Genomic DNA, 16,050 nt, shown 5'->3' with positions numbered 1-16,050 from the left:
GTTGGAGTTGTTAATTATATTGTTCGCCAATCTCTGATTACTTTTTTTAATCCATTTGGATTCAAGTGTTGCTGCCATCACATTTTTTGATAATTTCACCGTAACACAGTCTCTTTGTAGATTTTTTTGTGTTTATGCTCACATTAATTGCAAGTGATAGAACCTAGTATCGCTTCGCCCAGTGAAATAAAACCCTACAAATTAATAAATAAAAAGAGATTTGCGATGAAGATGTATAGCAATCTGCCCATTGGTCTTCATGATATTACCGAAGCCAAAAAAAGACTGACCAACCATATATACAAGACCGCGCAATTACCCTCTAACTACATCAGCGAACGTTGCCATGGCGAGGTTTACCTCAAGCTTGAAAACATGCAACGTACAGGCTCTTTTAAAATTCGCGGTGCCTTCAACAAACTCAGTTCATTAAGTCTGGAGGATCGTCAAAAAGGTGTTGTCGCCTGCTCTGCCGGTAATCACGCGCAGGGGGTATCTTTGTCCAGTGCCATGCTGGGAATTGATGCCAAGGTGGTCATGCCTTGCTGTGCACCAAAATCAAAAATTGCGGCAACCAGCGATTATTCGGCGGAAGTTATTCTACATGGCAATAGTTTCAATGACACCATTGCCAAAGTCAGTGAAATCGTGGAAATGGAAGGCCGCGTATTTATCCCCCCCTTCGACGATGCAAAAGTGATTGCCGGTCAGGGCACCATTGGCCTGGAAATCATCGAGGATCTCTATGATGTGGACAACATCATAGTGCCGATTGGCGGTGGTGGTCTGATTGCCGGTGTCGCCATGGCCATCAAATCCATCAACCCGACTATCCGGGTGATTGGCGTGCAGTCGGAGAATGTCCACGGCATGGCGGCTTCATACTACGCAGGCACCATTACCAATCACAGAACCAGCAGCACGCTGGCTGATGGCTGTGACGTGGCAAGACCCGGCACCCTGACCTATGAAATTGTCAAAGAGCTGGTCGATGACATCGTTCTGGTCACTGAAGATGATATTCGCCACAGCATGGTTGACCTTATTCAGCGCAACAAGGTGATTACCGAAGGGGCGGGAGCTCTGGCCTCGGCAGCGCTGCTGAGCGGCAAGCTGAAACATTATGTCGAAGGCAAAAAGACCGTCAGCATTATTTCGGGTGGCAATATTGACCTGACCCGGATCGCCGAAATTATCGAACAGAACAATATCCGTCAATTTAGCCTGTAAGGAATACAGTCATGATATTGGATAGTGTCGTTAGCAGCAGTAAAGAGAGTGTCAAAGCATGGCGTAAGTCAGATACAACCTGGGGACTCGGTCTATTTGGTACAGCGATCGGTGCAGGTGTTCTATTTTTCCCCATTCGGGCCGGATATGGTGGCCTGATACCAATATTAATCATGTTGGTGCTGGCTTACCCCATTGCATTTTATTGCCACAGGGCGTTGGCCAGATTATGTCTTTCCGGCAGCAACCCATCGGCAAATATTACCGAGACCGTTGAAGAGCATTTTGGCAAAATGGGTGGGGTAGTGATTACCTTCCTCTATTTCTTTGCCATCTGCCCACTGCTGTGGATATATGGTGTGACGATCACCAATACCTTCATGGCATTCTGGGAACATCAACTGCAAATGGCGCCACTCAATCGGGGTGTTGTCGCCCTTGGGCTGCTGCTGTTGATGGCCTTCGTGATCTATTTCGGCAAGGATCTGATGGTTCGCGTGATGAGCTATCTGGTATTTCCTTTCATCGCCAGTCTGGTGGTTATCTCTCTCTCCCTCGTTCCTTACTGGAACAGTGCCGTCTTTGATCAGGTCAACCTGAGTGAAATATCCATGTTTGGTCACGACGGTATTCTGGTCACAGTCTGGTTGGGGATCTCCATCATGGTCTTCTCCTTCAACTTCTCGCCGATTGTCTCCTCTTTCATCGTCTCCAAACGGGAAGAGTATGAGCAGGAGTTCGGTCGTGATTTTACCGAGAAGCGCTGCTCGAAGATTATCTCCGGTGCCAGCATGCTGATGGTGGCCGTGGTGATGTTCTTTGCCTTCAGCTGCCTGTTTACCCTGTCGCCGCAAAATATGGCGGAAGCCAAGGCCCAGAATATTCCGGTGCTCTCCTATCTGGCCAACCACTTCTCCTCGCTGGCTGGTAGCAAGTCTGCATTTGCCACCACCCTGGAGTATGCCGCTTCCATCATTGCGCTGGTTGCCATCTTCAAATCCTTCTTCGGCCACTATCTGGGGACGCTGGAAGGGTTGAACGGCCTCATCCTCCGCTTTGGATACCAGGGCGACAAGAGCAAGGTTTCCAGTAAAAAACTCAACATGGTCAGTATGTTGTTCATCATGGGCTCGACCTGGCTGGTCGCTTATGTGAACCCCAACATCCTCGACCTGATTGAGGCAATGGGGGCGCCGATCATCGCTTCCCTGCTCTGTCTGCTGCCGATGTATGCCGTCAACAAAACACCTGCGCTGGCCAAATATAAAGGCCAGGCCAGCAACGTGTTTGTCACCATCATCGGTGTGCTGACCATCCTGAATATTGTTTCCAAGCTGTTCTGAAAACCTTTTCTGCAAGTCACCAGCCATTCAGACCCTGACCCCTTGGCGGGGTCTGCATGGCGCAGTCAGAAGTGCGCAATAACCGGTTCTTGGTTGGCCCAATTATTTGGGCCCAGGGCAAGGCTATCCGTTATTTGGCCACCACGCAGTGGTAAATATGTTCTGACTGCAGTGACTCGGCATCATAAATATCGAGGCGATGTAATGAAGTTTGATTCGTTGGTTCTGGTTATCAATTGCGGCTCTTCGTCGGTCAAATTCTCGGTACTGGATAGTAAAACCTGCGAGGTGGTGATCTCCGGCATGGCCGATGGTATCGAGACCGAACATCCCCAGCTGAAAATTGATAAAAACCCGGCTACTCCCTTGCCGGAAAACAACCATAGCTGTGCACTGGCGGCGATTGCAGAAGAGCTGAAACTGCGCGGTTTGCTCGATGCCATCACCCTGGTGGGCCATCGCATTGCCCATGGCGGCAATGAGTTCAGCGAAGCGGCCATCATTGACGAGCGGGTACTGGCCAAAATCAGGCAGGTCTCGCCACTGGCCCCGTTGCACAACCACGCCAATCTGAGCGGCGTGATGGCCGCCCGCCAGCTATTTCCCGACCAGCCCCAAATTGCGGTATTTGATACCGGTTTTCACCAGACCCTGAAGCCGGAAGCCTATATCTATGCGCTGCCTTACCAATATCTGCAGGATTACGGCGTGCGCCGCTATGGCTTCCATGGCACCTCACATCGCTATGTTGCCGAGCAGGCCTGCGTATTTATGGGGCTGGATGAGCAGCATGCTGGTCTGGTCATCGCCCATCTGGGCAATGGCGCCTCTATTTGTGCAGTGCAGGATGGTAAGAGCGTCGATACCTCGATGGGGATGACGCCGCTGGAGGGGCTGATCATGGGCAGCCGCAGCGGCGATATCGATTTTGGCGCGCTGGCCTATATCGCCAGCAAGACGGGGCAATCCATCGAGGATATCGAGCGGGTATTGAACAAGCAGTCCGGCCTGCTGGGTATTTCGGGGCTCTCCTCGGATATGCGGGTATTGGAAGTTGCCTATCACGAAGGACATCCCGGCGCAAAATTGGCCATTCACGCTTTTGTCCATCGTATTGCCCGCCATATCGGCGGCCATGCCACCTCATTGCGCCGGCTGGATGCCGTTATTTTCACCGGCGGGATCGGCGAGAACTCGGCCTTTATCAGAAAGCTGGTATGCGAACGGCTTCAGGTATTTGGCGTAGCGATCAGCGAGCCGTTTAACCAGCGTCCCAATAGCGAGGGCTGCCGGGTTATTTCGGCGGCAGAGTCCATGGTACTGGCAGCAGTTATTCCCACCAATGAAGAGAAAATGATCGCGCTGGATGCCATTCGTCTGGGGCAGCAGGTTCGTCAGGCCGAGTGCGTCTGACATCTTCCACTGTAGTGTCATGAGTAGTGAATGAGGTTTATTTGATGAAAGTTGATATGCAATTGGATCAGGATAAATTCCGTCAGGCATGGCAAGGGTTTGCCGGTGAGAACTGGAAGCACGAGATTAACGTCCGTGATTTTATCCAGCAGAACTATACCCCCTATGAAGGTGACGAACAGTTTTTAGCTGATGCGACCGAAGCGACCACTACCTTGTGGAACAAGGTGATGGAGGGGATCCGCATCGAGAATGCCACCCACGCGCCGGTCGATTTTGATACCAATATTGCCACCACAATCACCGCCCACGGGCCGGGTTATATCGAGCAGGGGCTGGAAAAAATCGTTGGCCTGCAAACCGACAAGCCCCTTAAAAGAGCGCTGCATCCGTTTGGCGGCGTCAATATGATCCGCAGTTCTTTTGAAGCGTATGGCCGGGAGATGGATCCCGAATTTGAATACACCTTCAGCGAATTGCGCAAAACCCACAATCAGGGAGTGTTCGACGTCTACTCTCCCGAGATGTTGCGCTGCCGAAAGTCAGGGGTATTGACCGGTTTGCCGGACGGTTACGGCCGTGGTCGCATTATCGGAGATTATCGTCGGGTAGCGCTATATGGCATAGATTATCTAATCCGTGAACGGGAGCTGCAGTTCGCCGATCTGCAACCGGCTCTCGAACGTGGGGAACAGCTGGAGCAGGTGATCCGCCAGCGTGAGGAGCTGGCCGAGCACAAGCGGGCACTGGTGCAGATCAAGCAGATGGCGGCCAACTACGGCTTTGACATCTCCGGGCCGGCACGCACTGCCCAGCAGGCGGTGCAGTGGCTCTACTTTGCCTATCTGGCGGCAGTGAAGTCGCAAAATGGCGGCGCCATGTCCCTCGGTCGTACCGCCACCTTCCTCGACATCTATATCGAGCGGGATCTGAAGGCGGGGCTCATCAGCGAGCAGGATGCCCAGGAGCTGGTCGATCACTTCATCATGAAGATCCGCATGGTGCGCTTCCTGCGTACTCCCGAGTTTGACTCCCTCTTCTCCGGCGATCCCATCTGGGCGACCGAGGTGATCGGCGGCATGGGGCTGGATGGTCGCACCCTGGTGACCAAGAACTCCTTCCGCTACCTCCACACCCTCAAGACCATGGGGCCGGCGCCCGAGCCCAACCTCACCATCCTCTGGGCGGAAGGGCTGCCACGGGCCTTCAAGACCTATGCGGCCCGCGTCTCCATCGATACCTCATCCCTGCAGTATGAGAACGATGACCTGATGCGCACCGACTTCGAGAGCGATGATTACGCCATTGCCTGCTGCGTGAGCCCCATGGTGATCGGCAAGCAGATGCAGTTCTTCGGTGCCCGCGCCAACCTCGCCAAAACCCTGCTCTACTGCATCAACGGCGGGGTGGACGAGAAGCTGAAGATCCAGGTCGGTCCGAAAGTGGCGCCCATCATGGACGAGGTGCTGGATTACGCCACCGTCATGGCCAGCCTCGACAGCTTTATGGACTGGCTGGCGGTGCAGTACATCAGTGCGCTCAACCTTATCCACTACATGCACGACAAGTACAGCTACGAGGCTTCCCTGATGGCGCTGCACGATCGCGACGTCTATCGCACCATGGCCTGCGGCATTGCCGGTCTGTCGGTGGCGGTCGATTCGCTGGCGGCCATCAAGTACGCCCGGGTCAAGCCGGTGCGCGATGCTGACGGGCTGGCGGTCGATTTCGTGATTGAAGGGGAGTATCCCCAGTACGGCAACAATGACGAGCGGGCCGACTCTATCGCCTGCGATCTGGTCGAGCGCTTCATGAAGAAGATCCAGGCGCTACCGACCTACCGCAATGCGGTGCCGACCCAGTCGATCCTGACCATCACCTCCAACGTGGTCTATGGCCAGAAGACCGGCAATACCCCGGATGGCCGCCGTGCCGGTGCCCCGTTTGCGCCGGGGGCCAACCCGATGCATGGCCGGGATCGCAAGGGGGCGGTCGCTTCGCTCGCTTCGGTGGCCAAGCTGCCGTTCAAATATGCCAAGGACGGGATCTCCTATACCTTCTCCATCGTGCCGGGGGCGCTCGGCAAGGAATCCGCCAATCGCGAGAACAATCTGGTGGGGTTGATGGATGGCTACTTCTATCATGAGCGGGATGTTGAAGGGGGCCAGCATCTCAACGTCAACGTGATGAACCGCGAGATGCTGCTGGATGCCATCGAGAATCCGGACAAGTACCCCAGCCTGACCATCCGGGTCTCCGGCTATGCGGTGCGCTTCAACGCCCTGACCCGCGAGCAGCAGCAGGACGTCATCTCCAGAACCTTCACCAACATGATGTAACTCTCATTCCCGGGGTGAGCAGGCTTGCTCCGGGCCTACTTTTTGTTTGTCAGCGCGAGGAAGTAACAGATGCGACAGGTTATCACTACCAAAGCGGCGCCGGGCGCCATCGGCCCCTATGTGCAGGCCAGCCGGATTGGCAACATCCTCTACACCTCCGGCCAGATCCCGCTGGACCCGGTGACCGGCGATATTGCGGAGGGAATCGAAGCGCAAACCCTGCGCTCCCTGCAAAACGTCAAGGCGATTGTCGAGGCGGCAGGCGGTGAGGTGCGCAATATCTTCAAGACCACGGTGTTCGTCTCCGATCTGAATGACTTTGCTGCGGTCAACCGGGTCTACAACGACTTCTTCACCGAGCACGATGCCATGTATCCGGCGCGATCCTGCGTGGAAGTGGCCCGCCTGCCCAAGGATGTGAAGATCGAGATAGAGGCAATTGCTGCGCTGGAGTCCTGACTCGGCGATCCCGGCCAATAAAAAAGAGCGGCAGCCCGAGGGCTGCCGCTCTTTTTTCATCGAACCCGCCGTGCGCGATAAGGGCGCAAGGAGTGGGTCATTCTGGATCAGGCGATCCGCTCGATGCGCGCCAGATAGAAACCGTCGAAACCGGTGGCCGCCGGACTCACGGTGTGATCACCAAGCAGGCGGAAGTTTTCGTTGGCTGCGAGGAACTTGTCCACCTGCTGGCGGTTCTCCTCGGGCAGGATGGAGCAGGTAGCGTAAACCAGCATGCCGCCCACTTTCACCATCTGGCTGTAGCGCTGCAGGATCTCTTCCTGCAGAGCGACCAGCACCGGCAGACGTTCGGCGGTATCGCGCCACTTGGCATCCGGGTTGCGCTTGAGCACGCCAAGACCGGAGCAGGGGACGTCCAGCAGCAGGCGATCTGCGCTCTCTTTGAGGCGCTTGACGGTCTTGCTGCTGGTGATGACCCGGGTCTCCACGTTGTGGGCACCGGCGCGGCGGGCACGCTGCTTGAGGTTCTCCAGCTTCCACTCTTCCACATCCATCGCCAGCAGGCGGCCTTTGCCTTTCATCATGGCGGCCAGATGCAGGGTCTTGCCACCGGCACCGGCGCAGGCGTCGATCACCCGCATGCCGGGCGCGACGTCGAGTGCGGCAGCGATGTGCTGGGAGCCGGCATCCTGTTGCTCGAACCAGCCGTCGGCAAAGGCGTTAGTGCGAAACAGGGCGGCATCGGAAGTGACTTCCAGAGCGCTCTCAACCCCTGCTACCGGCACAGTGTTGACCTGCTCTTTGGCCAGAGCGGCTTGCAGCTCCTCGCGGGTGCACTTGAGGGTGTTAACCCGCAGGTAGCGCTTGGGCATGGCGGTCAGCGCGGCACGCTCGGCCGGCCAGGCTTCGCCCAGCTGCTCGCTGCCGAGTTTTTCCAGCCAGGTTGGACAGCCATCCATCAGCACCGGGTTCTTTTTGGCTTCGTTCAGACGGCGACGGAACGCCTCTTCGTTGAAGCGATCCAGGGTCGGGTGGTTGGGCTGGGGGATCTTGTGGAAAGCGTGCCAGCTGTGCAGCAGCGGCCAGACGTTCTTCTCGGCCTGACGAACCTGAATACCGGTCAGGGCGCAGTAGAGGCTCAGGCGACGCAGCAGGTCGCCGGTGACCAGGGCAATCCTTGCCTGTTCTTGCGGTTTGAGTTCGATGCCGGAGAAGTGACGGGCATAGGCGCGATCCAGGGTGAGACCCTGGCCCAGCACGTCATCAACAATGGCAACGACCAGATCCCCGAAACGGGGCAACAGTGGGGATTTGAGCATGAGATTAACCTTGGCCAGATAAAGATGAATCACCCCGGTAGCGGGATGATTCTGAAACAGACAAACGGCGCAATGATAGGTGGAAGGGGGATGCGGTGCAAGGTGGATATTCGGCGAGTCATGCAGTATCTGGCTCGGTTGCTCCATATAAATGAGCAGCAGCTGACCGGCCGCGATTCCTGATTTCAGGGAAATTTACAGCTGTGCGACTTGCCAACTGTATTGGCATGGGAAATGACTCGGAAATATCGGCGAAAGAGGCGCCCTATGGCCAAGGCAGGGTGAATGTTGTCCCTGATACCAGGTTTACAAGGTCGCTTTATCGGGCGCACAATGCCTGCAATCATTCTCTTGATGGTCGTGGAACCATTATTTATTTGAAGGAAAATCAAGATGATGGATGTTGCTGATCTGCGCCGGGAGTATACCCGTGGCGGGCTGCATCGGGCCGATCTGCCCGCCGAGCCTCTCGAGTTGTTCGAGAAGTGGCTGGCACAGGCCTGCGAAGCCAAACTGACCGATCCCACCGCCATGGTGGTTGCCACCGTGGATGCAGATGGCCAGCCCTGGCAGCGTACCGTGCTGCTCAAGCACTACGACACCCAGGGGATGGTCTTCTACACCAACATGGGCAGTCGCAAGGCGCATCAGCTGGAGGAGAATCCCCGCATCAGCTTGCTCTTCCCCTGGCACACCCTCGACCGTCAGGTGCATGTGACCGGTCGGGTGGAGAAGATGAGCACCTTCGAGGTGATGAAGTACTTCCACAGTCGTCCCAAGGATAGCCAGATCGCCGCTTGGGTCTCCAAACAGTCGACCCGCATCTCGGCGCGCGGCGTACTGGAGGCCAAGTTTCTCGAGCTCAAACAGAAGTTTGCCAACGGCGAAGTGCCGCTGCCGAGCTTCTGGGGCGGCTTTCGGGTGGTGATCGAGACGGTCGAATTCTGGCAGGGGGGTGAACACCGTCTGCACGACCGGTTTTACTACACCCGTGAAGGGGATGGCTGGCATATCGAGCGTCTGGCTCCCTGATCGGTTTCTCAAATCTGTTTTTCACAAGGAGTGTGCATGCGTCTGTACGGTGATCTGCGCTCCGGCAACTGCTACAAGGCGTGGTTGCTGGCGCGCTGGCTTGAACTGCCCCTCGATTGGGTGGCGGTCGATATCGCGACGGGGGAGACTCAAACCCCCGATTTTCTGGCGATGAACCCCAACGGCAAGATCCCGGTACTGGAACTTGCTCCCGGCGATCTGCTGGCTGAATCCAATGCCATTCTCTTCTATCTGGCGCAGGGCTCGTCTTTGTGGCCGACCGATCCGCGCCAGCAGGCAGACGTGCTCAAATGGATGTTCTTCGAGCAGTACAGCCATGAGCCCTATATTGCGGTGGCCCGTTTTATCGTCCGCTATCTGGGGCGGCCCGAGTCACAGGAGGCGCGGCTCGACGGGCTGAAGGCCGGTGGCGAGAAGGCGCTGGCGGTGATGGAGCAACAACTGAAAAAGAGCCCCTATCTGTGCGGCGAGGTGCCGACCATCGCCGATATCGCCCTCTACGCCTACACCCATGTGGCGGAGGAGGGGATCTTCTCCCTGCAGGGGTGGCCCGCCATTCGTGACTGGATTGCCCGCATCGAGGTGCATCCACATCACATGAGCCTGCCAGCGGCCTGTCAGGCGGGCTGATGGAGCTGTTGATCGAGGGGAGCCTGTGGCAACCCCACTGGAACGAGGTGGTGGGCCACTGGCAGCAGCAGGGCCATCGCTGGCAGCTGCTCTTGGGCAAGGAGGCTGCCGCCACCCTCGATCACCAGAGCGCCCCTTGGGCAGGTCTGACTCCTGATGGCGTGATCTGTCCCGGCGCCCTGCTGGCTGCCTGGCTTGATGGGGATTTGTTGCCGCAACACCACGCCGATCCTACCCAGCAGATCCTTCTCAGTGGTTCAGCTTCCTTGCTGACGCTGGCCCGGGAGCAGGGACTGCTCACGCTGGGGATGGTTGGCGCCGATCTGACGCTGGATGCACACGCGGATCTGGGCGCTCTGCTCAATCGTCTGCTTGCGCGTCGCCTGCGGATACCCTCTTTACGGGAACAAGATGGCGATGCTCCACTGCAACTGCGGGCACTGCGCGCTGAGGATGAACAAGAGATCGTGCGCTATTGCAGCGATGAGGCGATCGCCCGCTACACCCTCAATATTCCCCACCCCTATCCACCGGAGAGTGCCCGCGACTGGCTGGCCCTTTGTTGGCGCAGAGCGGCGCTTGGCCTTGGCTGGAGCTGGGCCATCACCTTGCCGCAAGGGCAGGCAGAAGCGCCCCTTGTCGGCGTCATCTCGCTGCACTGGAATGGTGAGCTGGCCTGGTGGGTCGGTGTCCCCTGGCAGGGATGCGGCATTGCCACCCGGGCGGCCAGACTGGTCAAGGTATTCGCCTTTGACCAGCTGCATCTGCCCGCCATCACGGCTCGCCATATGCCGCAGAATCTGGCCTCCGGCCGGGTGATGGCCAAGCTTGGCATGGTGGAGCAGGGGTTGCGTCTGATTGACGGCCATCAGCCGTGCGAGGTGCGCTACTGGCGGCTGGATCGCCGTCCTGTCCTGACCGGAGCGCTGCAGCAGGCGCTGGCCAGATGGCAACGGGATGAGCGGATCGCGGTAGTGATCCTCTGCGATCCTGCTGTGTGCGAAGCGACGCTGCCAGTCATCTCCCTCTTTCTAGCCGACATGGATGCTGACGAGGCACGGCTCTTTTCTGATCCGCAGCTGGAGGCCGAGGGATATCAGCTGCACTGCTATCCCCTCTCCCGGTTGGAGGCTGCAGAACCAGAGTTGTTCCACCATGCAGGTGGTCTGCTGCTAAAGGATGAGGGTGATATGGGGCTGGAGTGGTTGCTGCAATTCGCTACTCTGCTGCGTCAGGGGCCCACGTTGCTGAGGCTGACAGAGCGGCGCGAGCGGCTTGGCTGGATCAGTCGGTTACTTGCCGATGGGGATGGATTGACGGCTGAGAGCGCGCTCCCCCTGCGCCATCGACTGATGAGGTTGCTGGTGGAGTTGCCGGAGCTGATAGATGAGCTGGATGGCCGCTGGCATCCGGGGCCGGAGCGGACGTTTGCGCGGTTGGCGCGGGAGTCCCCCTCCTTGCTGAGTGCCTATCAGAGGGCGCTGGCCCAGCCCGCACCGGACAACTGGCGAGCCTTGCGAGAGCAGTTTGCCGATCGTTTTCCTGAGTGCACCCTCCCATTTCTGGACAAAGGTGCTCAGGAGCGGAGGCAGTTTGTGGAATAATGGCCGCTCTGCTGTACGAGGAGTAATACCTGATGTTGAGAACCGAGCGCCCCGGTGACATGCTGCCGGTCTATGAGCTGGTCACTGCCGCTTTTGGCCGCACCGATGAGGCCGAGCTGGTCAACCGTCTGCGCGAATGTGGTGCCGCCGTGGTAACCATGGTCGAAGAGGAAGAGTACGAGTTCATGGGCCACCTGATGCTAAGCCCGATCACCATTAACGGTGTCGAGGGGCCCTGGCTTGGGCTGGCACCGGTTGCGGTGCATCCTGATTGGCAGGGGCAGGGGATTGGCTCCGATCTCATCCGTGAAGGGCTGGATACGGCGCTCGAGATGGACTGGAAAGGGGTGGTGGTGCTCGGCGATCCGGCCTACTACAGTCGCTTCGGTTTCCGTCCTGCCAGCGAATTTGGCCTGCGCTGCATCTACGAGGTGCCGGCAGAGTGCTTTATGGCGATGGAGCTGCAGCAGGGTGGTCTTGCCAATGTGGCGGGCGAGGTGCTCTACCATCCTCTCTTTGACGAGCTGCCCGACGAGGTGGCGGAAGGATCTCACTGATAGCAAAAAGCCCTCATGAAGAGGGCTTTTTCATTAGCGGATGTTGGTCTGTCAGGCAGTGATATCGAGCAGGGAGCCCTTGGGCTTCTCTTCACCGACCATACTGCCCATCTGCTGGCCGAGCGGGCTCTGCTGGAATTGCAGGTAGTCACTCAGGTTCTGCTGGCGCTGGTAGCGGTTGGCCGCCTGATAGACGTCACTGGCGCTCGGGCCGCTATTTTCGTTGCTCTCTGTATCGCTGGCTTCCATATAGCGTTCGACCACTGCCTTGTTCTGCTGCGCAGCCGAGTAGGAGACCGCCATGGTGCGGCGGGCAGTTGCCTGATCCTCACGCTGAGTTTCAACCTCGTCTTTCTTGTCCAGCACCTTGTTTTGAGCCTGATTGATCTGCTCCGGTGTGACCTCGGGATAAGAGGGATATTTGCCGTAATCGGGGCGCATGATGGGCATGGAGGCTGAGTTGATTTGCATGATCGCTTCTCTGACTGATCGGGAACCTGCTCATAATACTAGCTCTCCATTGGTCAATAAAACACCAAATGAAGTGCCGTCAAGATCCGGTTCAGCTTCGCATATCGTCTGTGACAGAGGGGTGAGGTGAACGGTGTGGGGGAAGTGGTTGCTGCGATTGAAAAAATGCCCGCTCCAGCGGTGCCGGAGCGGGCCAAAGCGATCACGCAGCGGTGATCACAGGCAAGTCGTAATTGACCAGTTCAGCGCGGGTTGGCGCACCATCGGCGCCGGGACGGCTGACCACGATGGCGGCCACCAGATTGCCGAGGCGAACCGCCTCTGCCAACGGCAGGCCGCTGGCGAGCCCCATCAGGGTGCCGCCGCCGTGGGCATCGCCCGCCCCGACGGTATCGCAGAGGGGCACCGCAACGGGATGTACCCGCTGGCATTGACCATCCGGGGTGCCGACCAGTGCTCCCTCTTTATCTTCCCGCACGATAAGAGCAGCCCTGTGTTGCTGGCAGAAGCTGGCTACAGTTGCTGCGCTGGCGGGGGCCCCCAGCAACACGGCCGCCTCTTCGCGATTGAGAGAGAAGAGGGCGCCACGGGCCAGCAGAGCGGCAATCTCGTCAGCGCTCAGATCACCGATGCGGGGACCCGGATCGATGAATGGTGTGATGCGCTCGGGCAGCTGGAGCAACCATTCCAGCAGCGGTGCCCCCTGGGTGCCGGTCAGCTCGTAGCCGGAGGCATAGACCCACCCTGTGCCAGCGGGTAGCAGACGGCTCAGCGCCGCGGTATCCCAGTACTGCTCGCACCCCTCCACCGTGATGAAGGTGCGCTCGCCATCGGGCTCGACCAGTGCCAGACACCAGCCATTGTCGTGAGCCGGATCGCGCAACTGGACTGGCAGCGACTCTGCTGCCATCGCTGCTTCCACCGCCGTTCCCCAGCTGCCCTGGCCGACGGTAATGCCGTTGATCACCGGGGCGCCGAGCCGAGCGAGGGCGCGAGCCACGTTGAAGGCGCAGCCACCAATCTGGCGGCCGCTCTCGCGGGCGACTTCATCGCCGCCCGAGACGGGGAGGCGGTTCATCTCCAGCATCACGTCGCCAAAGGCGGCGCCAATCACCATGACCGGCATGGTCGGGACGGGCGGAGTCATCTCAGACGCTCCTCATGCGGTGCAGCAGCAGGGCATAGAGCACCAGACTGACGGCAAACGAGACAAACAGGCCGAGGCTGGAGTCGGCAAAGACGCCGATGGCCAGCGGGCCGTCGATAAAGCCGGTCTTGGTGACCATCAGGCCGCTGATGGAGCCGGCGAGCCAGCAGAGCAGCGGCCCCTTGCGCACCCCGGTATCACCGTAGAGGGCCAGATAGTCGTAACCCTGATGACGGCGCAGCGCCAGATAATCGAGGATGAAGATGGCAGCCCAGGAGGCCAGGAAGAGGCCGCAGAAGATCAGGAAGGCGATAAAGGGGCCAAGGAAGTCGCCGGAGACAAACAGCACGTAGAGCGCGACGCCGACGACCAGCACGGCATCCAGCATGATGGCATGGGACTGGCGCAGCTTGACCCCCATACTCAGCAGGTTGAGGCTGGCGGAGTAGAGGCTCAGCACTGCGATGGTGACGATACCGGCAACCGCGGCGGCCAGATAGGGGATCGCCATCCAGGCCGGCAGCAGCTTGCCGATGGCCGCGATGGGGTTCTCGGTAGAGGCGAGATCGGGGATCTGGGCAGTGAGCAGAATGCCGGCGAACATCAGCAGGATGAGGGGCAGGGAGGCGCCCACCACCACGGATGAGAAGACGGCGCCGGGGCGCGATTTTTCGCTCTGATCGCGGCTGTAGTCGGCGCCGGCAATAGCCCAGCTGATGCCGGTACCGGCGGCGATGACTGATACGGCAGGCAGGAAGCCGGTCAGCCAGTCACCGGAGGGGAGCGCCATTATCACCTGCCAGTTGGCGTTGGCCATCAGATAGAGCACCACGATCAGGGTCATCACCCCGAAGGTGCGAGTGATCCACTTCTGCATCATCAGCACGGTATTTTGTCCCAGCAGCGAGACCACCACGGTCAGGCCGCCAAAGAGCAGTAGGGAGAGGGCGGTGATCCAGTGGGACTCCGCCAGCCCCATGGCGGAAAACAGCGCCGCCAGCGTCAGGGTACCGGTGACCAGATTGACCGCTTCCCAGCCCATCAGGTTGATCCAGCAGAAGGCGGTGGGGGCGATATTGCCCCGCTTGCCAAAGCAGATGCGGGAGAGGGTGAGGGTGGTGGTGCGGCCGCGCTTGCCCGCCATGCTGGTGATCCCCACCAGTGCGAAGGAGGCAACCCCGGCAACCGCCGCCAGCAGCGATTGCCAGAAGGAGAGACCAAAGGAGACCACCACGGCGCCGTAGACGACCCCCAGAATGCCGATATTGGCGGCACACCAGACGAAGAAGAGCTCCGCCGGTTGCTTGGTTCGCTCGTGGGGAGGGATAAGATCGATGCCGCTGGAAGCCTGTTCCGGCTGCATCTCGGTTGCTTGCTGGCTCATAGTCATACGTCCTGTTGCCGATAGTGAGCAAGGGCTTCGGCATAGGGGCCGAAGTCAATCCGGTTTGCTTGATCAATCAGTTGGCGCGCTGCCAGCGGCAGGGCCGAGATGTCGCTGAGGGCACCGCAGATGGCGGTGGCCATGGCACCAATGGTGTCGGTATCGCCGCCGAGGTTGGCGCACAGCTGGGCGCAGAGCATGGGATCCCCTTCGGAGAGCTCCACTATGCCCAGCGCGGCGGGGATAGATTCAATCACATCCATGCCGGAACCGATCAGGTCATAGATATCGTCCAGACCCGATTCGATGGTCGGTGCTTTGTCGACAGCGGTGAAGGCGAGTTCGATGCGGCGGCCAAGGGAGGCGCTGAAGGTGGAGGCGAAACGGCTCTGCACCTCTTGCGCGAGGGGGGGCAGTTCGGTACGAATGGTTGCCCACTTGGCCCCTTCAATGGCGCGGCTGATGGCCCAGGCGATCACTACGGAGCCAGCGATGGCGATATCCGACTTGTGGGTTGGCACGCAGGCAAGGCGCACGGCCTCGATAAAGGCCTCCTTGTCGCTGGTCGGCATCAGGCAGCCGATGGGGGCGATGCGCATCGGGGCGCCGTTGGTCACGCCATTGGCCTGGATCTCCTCAAGGGGGATCCCCTGTTGCAGGGCGATAAGGGCTCCCTTGGAGGTAGGGCCCAGAATATTTTTGCTAAAGGCGTCGATCCCCTCGGCCCACTTCATGATGTGGCGGGCGATGGTCAGTGGTTTGATCTCCCCCTGCTCCTCGATGATGGCATCCATCAGGGCAACCATCTGGCTGGTATCATCGGTAAACTGGCCGCGCACGAATTCGTTGGCGGCGATGTTCTCCTCGGGGCCGTCGAGGAAGTCATGGATCCAGCCGAAGAAGGCACGTACCTTCTCGCGGGACCAGAGCTCAGATGGCATGCCAAAGGCATCGCCCACCGCTTGTCCATAGAGACAACCCAGAATACGCTGCTGTTGAAGTGAGGTAGAGCTTGATGGGGTCATGACGATATTGATCACCTTTTTGTGTAGTCCAGTTGCAGTCCAGTGGGTATTATACACATCCAGTATCAGTCCAGTG

The 16,050-nt window shown here is 58.6% G+C and carries 14 protein-coding genes; 9 read left to right on the top strand and 5 right to left on the bottom strand.

Going from position 1 to position 16,050, the window contains the following annotated elements:
* Positions 1–225 precede the first annotated feature (225 nt).
* The 5 genes from tdcB (at position 226) to AAHA41_RS04625 (ending at position 6,784) form a co-directional block, all read left to right on the top strand.
* On the top strand, positions 226–1,230 hold the full coding sequence (gene tdcB / locus AAHA41_RS04645; protein ID WP_041208895.1) for a bifunctional threonine ammonia-lyase/L-serine ammonia-lyase TdcB: 1,005 nt from the start codon (positions 226–228) through the stop codon (positions 1,228–1,230).
* Positions 1,231–1,241: 11 nt separating this feature from the next.
* A complete protein-coding gene (tdcC, locus tag AAHA41_RS04640; protein WP_041208894.1) occupies positions 1,242–2,573 on the top strand; it encodes a threonine/serine transporter TdcC in 1,332 nt (443 codons plus the stop codon).
* Between the two features lie 204 nt (positions 2,574–2,777).
* Positions 2,778–3,986 carry a propionate kinase gene (gene tdcD, locus AAHA41_RS04635; protein WP_043850370.1) on the top strand — a complete coding sequence of 403 codons (1,209 nt, stop codon included), beginning with the start codon at positions 2,778–2,780 and terminating at the stop codon, positions 3,984–3,986.
* Positions 3,987–4,030: 44 nt separating this feature from the next.
* Complete coding sequence (gene pflB / locus AAHA41_RS04630; RefSeq protein WP_323070039.1) at positions 4,031–6,325, top strand: formate C-acetyltransferase; 2,295 nt, start codon at positions 4,031–4,033, stop codon at positions 6,323–6,325.
* A 69-nt stretch (positions 6,326–6,394) separates the two neighbouring features.
* On the top strand, positions 6,395–6,784 hold the full coding sequence (locus tag AAHA41_RS04625) for a RidA family protein (protein ID WP_071910800.1): 390 nt from the start codon (positions 6,395–6,397) through the stop codon (positions 6,782–6,784).
* A gap of 107 nt (positions 6,785–6,891) precedes the next feature.
* Here AAHA41_RS04625 and AAHA41_RS04620 read toward each other — a convergent pair whose 3' ends face one another.
* Complete coding sequence (locus AAHA41_RS04620) at positions 6,892–8,103, bottom strand: methyltransferase domain-containing protein (protein ID WP_043850373.1); 1,212 nt, start codon at positions 8,101–8,103, stop codon at positions 6,892–6,894.
* Between the two features lie 393 nt (positions 8,104–8,496).
* Between AAHA41_RS04620 and pdxH the strand changes: the two genes are divergently transcribed.
* Genes pdxH through AAHA41_RS04600 form a run of 4 tightly spaced genes read left to right on the top strand, consistent with a single transcriptional unit; the run spans position 8,497 to position 11,947 of the window.
* The gene (gene pdxH / locus AAHA41_RS04615; protein WP_139395716.1) at positions 8,497–9,135 is read left to right on the top strand and encodes a pyridoxamine 5'-phosphate oxidase; all 639 of its coding nucleotides are present in this window, start codon (positions 8,497–8,499) and stop codon (positions 9,133–9,135) included.
* Between the two features lie 36 nt (positions 9,136–9,171).
* On the top strand, positions 9,172–9,786 hold the full coding sequence (locus AAHA41_RS04610; protein WP_323070038.1) for a glutathione S-transferase family protein: 615 nt from the start codon (positions 9,172–9,174) through the stop codon (positions 9,784–9,786).
* Positions 9,786–11,390, top strand: coding sequence for a GNAT family N-acetyltransferase (locus tag AAHA41_RS04605; RefSeq protein WP_323070037.1), 1,605 nt, complete (start codon positions 9,786–9,788; stop codon positions 11,388–11,390). The genes AAHA41_RS04610 and AAHA41_RS04605 overlap by 1 nt, the downstream gene beginning before the upstream one ends.
* A gap of 32 nt (positions 11,391–11,422) precedes the next feature.
* Entirely contained in the window at positions 11,423–11,947 is a 525-nt protein-coding gene (locus AAHA41_RS04600) for an N-acetyltransferase (RefSeq protein ID WP_323070035.1), read from the top strand.
* 51 nt (positions 11,948–11,998) lie between these two features.
* Here AAHA41_RS04600 and AAHA41_RS04595 read toward each other — a convergent pair whose 3' ends face one another.
* From AAHA41_RS04595 to AAHA41_RS04580, 4 genes are all read right to left on the bottom strand, one after another.
* Positions 11,999–12,418 carry a hypothetical protein gene (locus AAHA41_RS04595; protein ID WP_041208885.1) on the bottom strand — a complete coding sequence of 140 codons (420 nt, stop codon included), beginning with the start codon at positions 12,416–12,418 and terminating at the stop codon, positions 11,999–12,001.
* Between the two features lie 202 nt (positions 12,419–12,620).
* The gene (locus tag AAHA41_RS04590; RefSeq protein ID WP_215801658.1) at positions 12,621–13,565 is read right to left on the bottom strand and encodes a PfkB family carbohydrate kinase; all 945 of its coding nucleotides are present in this window, start codon (positions 13,563–13,565) and stop codon (positions 12,621–12,623) included.
* Position 13,566: 1 nt separating this feature from the next.
* Complete coding sequence (locus tag AAHA41_RS04585; RefSeq protein ID WP_323070033.1) at positions 13,567–14,949, bottom strand: cytosine permease; 1,383 nt, start codon at positions 14,947–14,949, stop codon at positions 13,567–13,569.
* A 2-nt stretch (positions 14,950–14,951) separates the two neighbouring features.
* Entirely contained in the window at positions 14,952–15,974 is a 1,023-nt protein-coding gene (locus AAHA41_RS04580) for an ADP-ribosylglycohydrolase family protein (RefSeq protein WP_323070032.1), read from the bottom strand.
* Positions 15,975–16,050 lie beyond the last annotated feature (76 nt).

The organism is Aeromonas sp. SER (assembly GCF_038739615.1).
Classification (GTDB): Bacteria; Pseudomonadota; Gammaproteobacteria; order Enterobacterales; family Aeromonadaceae; genus Aeromonas; species Aeromonas jandaei.
This window is presented reverse-complemented; position numbering and strand designations above follow the sequence as displayed.

What these genes read in the sequence shown, in the direction of transcription:
- AAHA41_RS04605 (WP_323070037.1), top strand. Translation starts at nt 9,786, where the DNA reads ATGGAGCTGTTGATCGAGGGGAGCCTGTGGCAACCCCACTGGAACGAG.
- AAHA41_RS04580 (WP_323070032.1), bottom strand. Translation starts at nt 15,974, where the DNA reads ATGACCCCATCAAGCTCTACCTCACTTCAACAGCAGCGTATTCTGGGT.
- AAHA41_RS04620 (WP_043850373.1), bottom strand. Translation starts at nt 8,103, where the DNA reads ATGCTCAAATCCCCACTGTTGCCCCGTTTCGGGGATCTGGTCGTTGCC.
- AAHA41_RS04590 (WP_215801658.1), bottom strand. Translation starts at nt 13,565, where the DNA reads ATGACTCCGCCCGTCCCGACCATGCCGGTCATGGTGATTGGCGCCGCC.
- tdcC (WP_041208894.1), top strand. Translation starts at nt 1,242, where the DNA reads ATGATATTGGATAGTGTCGTTAGCAGCAGTAAAGAGAGTGTCAAAGCA.
- AAHA41_RS04595 (WP_041208885.1), bottom strand. Translation starts at nt 12,418, where the DNA reads ATGCAAATCAACTCAGCCTCCATGCCCATCATGCGCCCCGATTACGGC.
- AAHA41_RS04625 (WP_071910800.1), top strand. Translation starts at nt 6,395, where the DNA reads ATGCGACAGGTTATCACTACCAAAGCGGCGCCGGGCGCCATCGGCCCC.
- AAHA41_RS04600 (WP_323070035.1), top strand. Translation starts at nt 11,423, where the DNA reads ATGTTGAGAACCGAGCGCCCCGGTGACATGCTGCCGGTCTATGAGCTG.
- pdxH (WP_139395716.1), top strand. Translation starts at nt 8,497, where the DNA reads ATGATGGATGTTGCTGATCTGCGCCGGGAGTATACCCGTGGCGGGCTG.
- pflB (WP_323070039.1), top strand. Translation starts at nt 4,031, where the DNA reads ATGAAAGTTGATATGCAATTGGATCAGGATAAATTCCGTCAGGCATGG.
- AAHA41_RS04610 (WP_323070038.1), top strand. Translation starts at nt 9,172, where the DNA reads ATGCGTCTGTACGGTGATCTGCGCTCCGGCAACTGCTACAAGGCGTGG.
- tdcB (WP_041208895.1), top strand. Translation starts at nt 226, where the DNA reads ATGAAGATGTATAGCAATCTGCCCATTGGTCTTCATGATATTACCGAA.
- tdcD (WP_043850370.1), top strand. Translation starts at nt 2,778, where the DNA reads ATGAAGTTTGATTCGTTGGTTCTGGTTATCAATTGCGGCTCTTCGTCG.
- AAHA41_RS04585 (WP_323070033.1), bottom strand. Translation starts at nt 14,949, where the DNA reads ATGAGCCAGCAAGCAACCGAGATGCAGCCGGAACAGGCTTCCAGCGGC.